We start from the raw sequence: 7,445 nt of genomic DNA, 5'->3' as shown, positions 1-7,445 counted from the left end.
ATATATCAATTATTATAAAGTAAGTTATTAAAATCATTTGAATTGTTTTTTAATATGGTTTTTATACTAATATATAAGCTTTAAATGGTTTTTAGCTCTTATAATTTAGCGCAAAAACTAAGGATAATATAGGTAAAAATACCTATATTATTGATTTTTATCTATTTGTTTTATTAAATCACTCATTTTTACATTTTGACCTAATATTTTTAGGTAGATATAATAGTTTGCTAAAACTTTTTTACCATACAATCTACTTTCTAAATAAGGCACAAGTTCCATTGATAAGAATGGTTCGTATGATTTTAGTTTAGAATTTGGATTAAACATATAATCTTTTTTTAGCATTCTTTGAGTAAATCCTAAGCCCCCGTTATAAGCATAAGCTATAAATATAGGATGCTTAACTCCTTTTTTAAGCGTATTTAAATGAGCGTGTGCGAATTTATAAGCTATTTTTGGGTCAAACATTTGAGTAACATCAAAATCATTATCATTAAAATCAACTTTAGCAGTATGTCTTGCTACAAAAGGCATAAATTGCATCATACCTAAAGCATAAGAAGTGCTTACAGAAGCTGGTAAAAATCTGCTTTCTTGTTTAGCAATAGCTAAAATTAGTGCTTTTTGCTCTACGCTATAATTGGCTAATTCTTCAGGAAATGGTATTGGATAAATATTATCTTTAAAATTACTTAATTTATCGCTAATTACTAGATATTGTCCTTGAGTATTTTTGGTATTAAAATATTCTTGCATTTCGCTAAGCTTTTGAGTATCAGCGTTTTTAATGTCATTCATAAATCTAGCTTGAACTAAAGCATTATTTATAGGATAATCTATGCTTTTTGTAGGATTTGGTGTGATGATGGTCGGTAATGGTGTATTTGTTAGCTCTTTTGCTAAAATACTATAAATATTTAAATCATCACTATTTGCCAAAGTATCTAAATGTCTAGTTTTATTACTAGCTAAATAAGCAAAAAATAAAGCATTATCCTTTGGTCTTTTATATTTATAAGTTTTATTAGCTCTTAAAAAGTATTTTTCTGCTAAGGCATTTTTATTAAACATAAGTGCATTTAAACCTAATGCAAATGCTAAATCTTCTTTAGCGTCTTCTTTATCAAGACTTGCTAATTTTTCTTTTATTTTTGGATATTTATCATCTACTATAGCTGAGTTTAAAAATTTATAAGCATTAGGGTGTTCCATCATACTAGCACGAGTAAGTGGTCCTGGAGAAAAATCATCTAGCTTATATCCATCATAATAAAGCTTCATTAAGGTTTTTCCATCACCTTTTTTAATGCTTTCTGCCACAGGGTTTTTGTTAGCTAATATGCTTAATTGTGAGCTTAGATTTTTATCTTTTTGTTTATAAATATTTGCTAGTTTTATTAGGTTTTCTTTGCTTAACTTTTTTGCAAAATTTATTTCTTTTAGTCTAAATATCTGACATTTTTCATCTGCGTTCATTATAGAATTGATTGAATAATTATAGCAAGAATCAGCAGGTAATGTCTTTGGCTCTTCTTTAATATCTTTGCTTAGTTTTTCATATTCTTTTTTCATAACTCCAGCAAAACGGAAAATATGTGTTTTAAATTCTTTTAAATCTTCTTTTTTTATCTCATTATTTTTTAATAAATTATATAAAAAAAAGTCCTTAGCAAGTGAGTTCGGCTCATTTTTTAATTCTTCATAAGTATATGAAAATAAAGCTTGAGCAATTAATAATATACTAATTAATTTTTTCATAATAATCCTTTTACGATTTTTACTAATTCAAATAATCCGATTTGTAATAAATGTATTCCTACGAAAACAGCAATGGGGGCAAGACTTACCATGCCTATATTTAAAAATCTAGGCGGTATTATCATATATACTAAATCAAAGGCAGGTCTTACTAATTTATATACAATATTGTATATTTTATATCCGATAGGGCTTGTAAAAGCTTGTGGAAAAAACGAAAACAAACAATAGGCAATAACTAAATAAGAATAAATATTTAGTCCTCTTATTATCAATACAAGCAGTAAAACTACAATATCAGCAAAGCTCATCTTTTACCTTTAAAAACTCACTCATACAAGGTTGCATAATCTCATAAATTTGTGCTAATTCAGGGCCGTGAGCTGAACCGCTAAGCAATAACCTTAAGCTCATAAATAATTGTTTGCCTTTTAAATTAGCGTTGTGATTTAGTTTAAATTCTTCGTATTTGCTAGGTAGGTTTGATTTTTCTAATTCAGCTTTTAATAATTTCGCACTCTCACTAAAATCTAAATTATTAGCAAAAACTACATTAAATGGTAGAAAATATCCACTAAGCTTAGCTCTAATTTCATTTAAAGTACTTGCTTCTTCTAAGTGAAGTTTTGCTAATTTTGCTAATACCTTTATATTACTAAACTTAGCTAAAAACTCATCTTTAAACAATAATCTAGCTAGAATTTCATCATCTAAAATCTTAATATGCTCTCTATTTATAAATCTTAATTTTGCCATACTAAATCTAGCTGGAGATTTAGAAATATTGCTTATTTCAAACCAAGAAATTGCATCATTCATCGTAAAAATTTCATTAGGAATTTTATTTCCTAAAGCTAGTAAATAATTAGCTATCGCATCGGGTAAAAAGCCTTCATTTAAAAGCCATTTTACGCTTGAATGCTCTTGTCTTTTACTCATTTTTTGACCGCTTTCTTCGTCTAAAATGATAGGTAAATGTGCATATTGCATACTTTCATTAAAGCCTAAAGACGCCTTTATATGTTCTTGTTTTGGAGTATTGCTTACATGGTCTTCTCCACGGATAATAAAGCTAACTCCTTCGCACATATCATCCATAGAACATGCAAAATTATATGTAGGTGTCCCATCAGCTCTTAAAATCACAAAACTATCAACATCATTTGGCTCAAATGATAAAACGCCTTTTATTTCATCTTTAAAAGTGATTGTGTTTTTAGGTTTTTTAAGTCTTATTACGAATGGTTTATTTAAATCTTGTTTTAAATTCTCGCAAGTTCCATCGTATCTATAAGCTCTTTTTTCGTTTTTTGCTAATTCTTTTTTTTCTTCTAATTCAGCTTCGGTGCAATAGCATTTAAAAGCAGAACCATTTTCTAATAATTTTGCTGCTAATTTTTGATGAGTTGCTAGATGAGTGCTTTGCACATAGTATTCGTCCCAATTAATCCCAAATAAATTTAAAATACTCTTAATCTCTTCTTCTTTGCCTTGAATATTTCTAGCTGTGTCTGTGTCTTCTATCCTTAAAATAAACTTTTTATTATATTTTTTCGCACATACATAATTAATAACGGCAGTCCTTAAATTCCCTATATGCATATCGCCTGTAGGTGATGGGGCAAATCTAAACATTTGTAATTCCTTGATATGATTTTTCATAATTCTATTTTAAGAAAGTAAAAAGAGTGCCAATGAAAGAAGTATTAAAAAAAATTTCTTTTTTTAAAGATTTTAGCGAAAATGAGCTTGAAGAATTAGCAAAAATTTGTATTCTTAAAAGCTACGAAAAAGGCGAAATGCTATTTATGGAAGGTGAAAGTAGTAAGTATTTGCACTTATTAATTAAAGGAAATATTAAGGTTTATAAAACCAACCAAAAAGGAGCTGAAATTTTTATGCATAAATTAACTCCTATTTCTTTTGTAGCCGAATTAGCTAATTTTGAAAATATCCCTTTTCCTGCGAGTGCTAGTTTTTTAAATAGTGGGGAAGTGATTAAGATTGATTTTGAAGAGCTTAAAAATAAGTTTTTAACTAAGGTTGATTTTGTTCTAGCTTTATTAAGTGGAATTTCAAAAAAGTTAATTTATTTATCAGAATTCGTTCATAATGAAATGATTTTAAGTGCTGAAGCAAAGCTAGCTAAATTAGTTTGCGAACAAAGCGAAGTATTTAAGAGCATAAAACATATCCAATTAGCTTCATTTATAAATCTAGCTCCGGAGACTTTTTCTAGAATTTTAGCTAAGTTTAAAAATGATGGAATTATTAGTTTTGATGATGATAAAAACTTAATAATTCATGATGAAAAATATTTAAAATCACTTTACGAGAATTAATTATGAGCTTACACCATTTATTATTTGCTATTGCATTTTGCGTTGCTGTTTTTATTGCAAATGCTTATATTTATAGACAATTATTTAGAGTAATTTTCCCTAGATTTAAAGGATTTTTTTTATTAGTTTGCATAGTTTTATTTATATCTAATGTTGTATTTTTGTTCTCTATGAGAGCTAATTTTTTGCCTGATTTTCTTTATACTACTTTATCAATTCTTTTGGGTTTTTCTTTCTTCTTCTTTTTAATCGCTTTAATTTATGATATTGTTAAATTTATAGCCTTTAAAAGCGTAAAGAATATAGACACAAATAGAAGAAAAACTTTAAAATTGATTTGTGATTTAGGCGTTTTATTTGTTGCATTTGGGTGTTTTTTACAAGGTATATTTAAGGCAATTAAAATTCCACCTATTAAATATGTAGATTTAAATGCTAATTTAGGAATAAAAATCGCAATGATAAGTGATGTGCATTTAGGCAAGAATTTGCATAAAGATTTTTTAGAAAAATTAATCGCAAAAATCAACGAACAAGAAGTTGATTATGTAGTAATTGTTGGGGATTTAATAGATACTAACATAGATGATATTGATTATTTGGATTTATTAAATACCTTTAATAAGCCTTGCTTTTATGTAACTGGCAATCACGAATACTACCACGACGCTACAAAAATCCTAGCAAAATTAAAGCAAACTAATATAAAAGTATTAGAAAATGAAAGCATAGATTTAGGCAAAATAGTGCTTAGTGGCATAAATGATTTAAAGGGTGCAAAATATGGAATGCCAATGGATTTAGCCCCAATTTATAAAAATTTTAATGATACTAAATACAATATTTTATTAGCTCATCAACCTGTTGTAGCTAAGGAATTTGATTTGAGTAGATTTGATTTAGTTTTATCAGGACATACTCACGCAGGGCAGATTTTCCCATTTAGTATTTTTGTTTTAATGCAGCAAGGATTTTTGCACGGACTTTATGAAATCGGTAAAAAAACTAAATTATATGTTAGTAGTGGTGCTGGTTTTTGGGGTCCATCTATACGCTTTTTAGCACCTAGTGAAATAGTAATAATTAGACTTTAAGGAATATAATGAGAAAAACAATTTCAAGAATTTTTGGTAAATTAGTAAGCATAAAATATCCAAAAATTATGCAAAATTATATAAACAAAACTTATGTAAAGCATTTTAATATACCTTTAGATGAGTTTAAAGATTATAAAGAATACGATAGTTTATTAGCTCTTTTTACTAGAAGATTAATAAAGCCAAGAGAATTTGAAAGTGGCTTTATAAGTCCTTGTGATGGCACTATTTTAAGTTATGCAAAAAGCTCAAATTTAAAGGCGTTTAGTATAAAAGGTAAAGATTATGATATTAAAGAGCTTTTAGGTTTTACTCCTAAAAATGAGCTTGATTTTTTAAATATTTATCTTAGTCCAAGGGATTATCACAATTATCATAGTCCTTGTAATATGCAGGTTTTAAATCTAAAATATTTTTGTGCGGAGCTTTTTAGCGTTAATTTAAAAGCACTTAGTAAGCATGATAATTTGTATTCAAGAAATGAGCGTGTGGTTTTAACTTGCAAAAAAGATAATGGAGATATTTTTTATATGGTTTTTGTAGGGGCTGTAAATGTTGGCAAGATGGAATTTGATTTTGATACAAGCGTGCAAACTAATATGAAAAATGCAAGTGATTATGAGAAAAACTATGATAATGTAAGCTTAAAAAAAGGCGAAATGCTAGGAAGATTTTTGATGGGTTCTACTATTTTAATCTTAGGCGATGATTTAAAACTTGAATGCCAAGTTGGTGCGATTAAATTCGGACAGAGAATAGCAAATGATTAAAAAGACTAATGCAGCAAGGTTTTTAGATACTTTAAAAATAGATTATGAATTATTAAGCTATGAAGTAGATGATGATTTATCAGCAATTAGTGTAGCAAAAAAGACAGGAATTGATATTAAATATATTTACAAAACCATAGTTTGCGAGGGTAAAAATGCCTTGTATGTTGCTTGTATTCAAGGGGATTTAGAAATAGATTTAAAATCTTTTGCAAAGGCGGTAGGAGAAAAATCCTTAAGCCTTTTAAAACTTGATAAATTAAAGGATAAAACAGGATATATTAGGGGCGGTTGTTCGCCTTTTGGTATGAAAAAAGATTATGTTAGATTTATTGACGAAAGAGCTTTAGAGCTTGAGTATTTTGTGCTTAGTGCTGGGCTTCGTGGTCTTCAGCTAAAAATAAATGCAAAATATATTCAAAAGCTTTTTAATATTGCTAGTATAAGCAATTCATCTATCATTTAATTCTCCTTTTTTATACATTGGTTGAAATTTATTAACAATAACATTGAGCATTCTGTATCTTATTTCCTTATCTTCTGGGCAATATTTATGTAAAGCATATAAATAATTAACCGGACCATCATAGATATTTTTTATATATACATTACTTTTATCTGTAAATAAAATAGCTTTTTTAAAGTATTCATTAATTTTTATTGTGTCTGTAGCATTACAAATATAATCAGGTAAAGGTATATCAGTAACATCTATTTTTGAAGTTCCATCGTAGTAATTGTTTTCACTATAATATTTAAATGCTGAAGTGCTTAAGGCATTGATGACTACTTCTAGGTATAGCGCGTAATTAAATTTTTTCTCTGCTTGATATGTATAGTATTTATTAAAAGCTATATTTAAAAGCTCATAAATTTCACTTGCTTTATCATAATCTTTTATATAATATTCATATGACCTTTTATGTGGAGAATGAGATATATATAGCATAACCAAACCAAGCATATTAGATAGTCTATATTCTGTCATAATATCCACATCATAATAAATATTACCATAAGGCACTCTTTTTATCATTTCATAGATTTCTTGATAATCATCGTAGCTTAGCTTGTCTAACATACTATAATCTTGTGTTTTATTAGTTAAACCATACATGCGTTTATAATACAAAACCCACCACATAATATCTTCAATACTATCATCTGGCAAGAGCTTTTTACCTTCATCATAATAATTTTTAGCTATATTTAAAAAAGGTCTTACAATAAAGCTATCATATTTAAAAAATATATTTAATGTATTTGCAATATCAATAAATAAATATCCGGTTAAAAATTTTTCACAAGCTTTCAGTTTTTACTATATTTTTGTGGATTAAATTCTAATAAATATAAACTCATAATTAAAAAATATAACAGTAGAATTATTATAAAAACAATAAATAAAGCAATATATAAAATCTTGTTAAAATTAAATATAAAATTAATGATTTGATATATATTCAGATTTAACC

General features: G+C 27.1%; 8 protein-coding genes. 4 read left to right on the top strand and 4 right to left on the bottom strand.

All coding sequences use genetic code 11. The annotated features are described in order from the left end of the window. Positions 1-147 precede the first annotated feature (147 nt). From KJR01_RS09485 to gltX, 3 genes are read right to left on the bottom strand one after another with little or no spacing between them, the layout of a single operon-like run. Positions 148-1,761: a lytic transglycosylase domain-containing protein gene (locus KJR01_RS09485; RefSeq protein WP_214118985.1), complete on the bottom strand. Its 1,614-nt coding sequence runs from the start codon at positions 1,759-1,761 to the stop codon at positions 148-150. Continuing rightward, positions 1,758-2,072 carry a YggT family protein gene (locus KJR01_RS09480; RefSeq protein WP_214118983.1) on the bottom strand — a complete coding sequence of 105 codons (315 nt, stop codon included), beginning with the start codon at positions 2,070-2,072 and terminating at the stop codon, positions 1,758-1,760. The genes KJR01_RS09485 and KJR01_RS09480 overlap by 4 nt, the downstream gene beginning before the upstream one ends. After that, complete coding sequence (gene gltX / locus KJR01_RS09475) at positions 2,059-3,396, bottom strand: glutamate--tRNA ligase (RefSeq protein WP_214118981.1); 1,338 nt, start codon at positions 3,394-3,396, stop codon at positions 2,059-2,061. The genes KJR01_RS09480 and gltX overlap by 14 nt, the downstream gene beginning before the upstream one ends. Before the next feature lie 59 nt (positions 3,397-3,455). Here gltX and KJR01_RS09470 point away from each other — a divergent pair, with 59 nt between their 5' ends. From KJR01_RS09470 to KJR01_RS09455, 4 genes are read left to right on the top strand one after another with little or no spacing between them, the layout of a single operon-like run. Continuing rightward, entirely contained in the window at positions 3,456-4,103 is a 648-nt protein-coding gene (locus KJR01_RS09470; protein ID WP_214118979.1) for a Crp/Fnr family transcriptional regulator, read from the top strand. A gap of 2 nt (positions 4,104-4,105) precedes the next feature. Next, positions 4,106-5,197, top strand: coding sequence for a metallophosphoesterase (locus tag KJR01_RS09465; protein WP_250325182.1), 1,092 nt, complete (start codon positions 4,106-4,108; stop codon positions 5,195-5,197). A gap of 8 nt (positions 5,198-5,205) precedes the next feature. Beyond that, the gene (locus tag KJR01_RS09460) at positions 5,206-5,970 is read left to right on the top strand and encodes a phosphatidylserine decarboxylase (RefSeq protein ID WP_214118977.1); all 765 of its coding nucleotides are present in this window, start codon (positions 5,206-5,208) and stop codon (positions 5,968-5,970) included. After that, positions 5,963-6,436: a YbaK/EbsC family protein gene (locus tag KJR01_RS09455; protein ID WP_214118975.1), complete on the top strand. Its 474-nt coding sequence runs from the start codon at positions 5,963-5,965 to the stop codon at positions 6,434-6,436. Before KJR01_RS09460 ends, KJR01_RS09455 begins: the two co-directional genes overlap by 8 nt. Here the strand turns inward: KJR01_RS09455 and KJR01_RS09450 are convergent. Continuing rightward, complete coding sequence (locus KJR01_RS09450; RefSeq protein WP_214118973.1) at positions 6,422-7,141, bottom strand: hypothetical protein; 720 nt, start codon at positions 7,139-7,141, stop codon at positions 6,422-6,424. The genes KJR01_RS09455 and KJR01_RS09450 overlap by 15 nt on opposite strands. Positions 7,142-7,445: the final 304 nt, after the last annotated feature.

Source organism: Campylobacter sp. 2018MI10, from assembly GCF_018501175.1.
GTDB lineage: Bacteria > Campylobacterota > Campylobacteria > Campylobacterales > Campylobacteraceae > Campylobacter_E.
Note: the sequence above shows the minus strand (reverse complement) of the source record. Positions and strands in the feature narration are given on the sequence as shown.

Bases quoted from the DNA above. Each gene is read 5' to 3' on its own strand.
- KJR01_RS09485 (WP_214118985.1), bottom strand. From the start codon at position 1,761: ATGAAAAAATTAATTAGTATATTATTAATTGCTCAAGCTTTATTTTCA.
- KJR01_RS09480 (WP_214118983.1), bottom strand. From the start codon at position 2,072: ATGAGCTTTGCTGATATTGTAGTTTTACTGCTTGTATTGATAATAAGA.
- gltX (WP_214118981.1), bottom strand. From the start codon at position 3,396: ATGTTTAGATTTGCCCCATCACCTACAGGCGATATGCATATAGGGAAT.
- KJR01_RS09470 (WP_214118979.1), top strand. From the start codon at position 3,456: ATGAAAGAAGTATTAAAAAAAATTTCTTTTTTTAAAGATTTTAGCGAA.
- KJR01_RS09465 (WP_250325182.1), top strand. From the start codon at position 4,106: ATGAGCTTACACCATTTATTATTTGCTATTGCATTTTGCGTTGCTGTT.
- KJR01_RS09460 (WP_214118977.1), top strand. From the start codon at position 5,206: ATGAGAAAAACAATTTCAAGAATTTTTGGTAAATTAGTAAGCATAAAA.
- KJR01_RS09455 (WP_214118975.1), top strand. From the start codon at position 5,963: ATGATTAAAAAGACTAATGCAGCAAGGTTTTTAGATACTTTAAAAATA.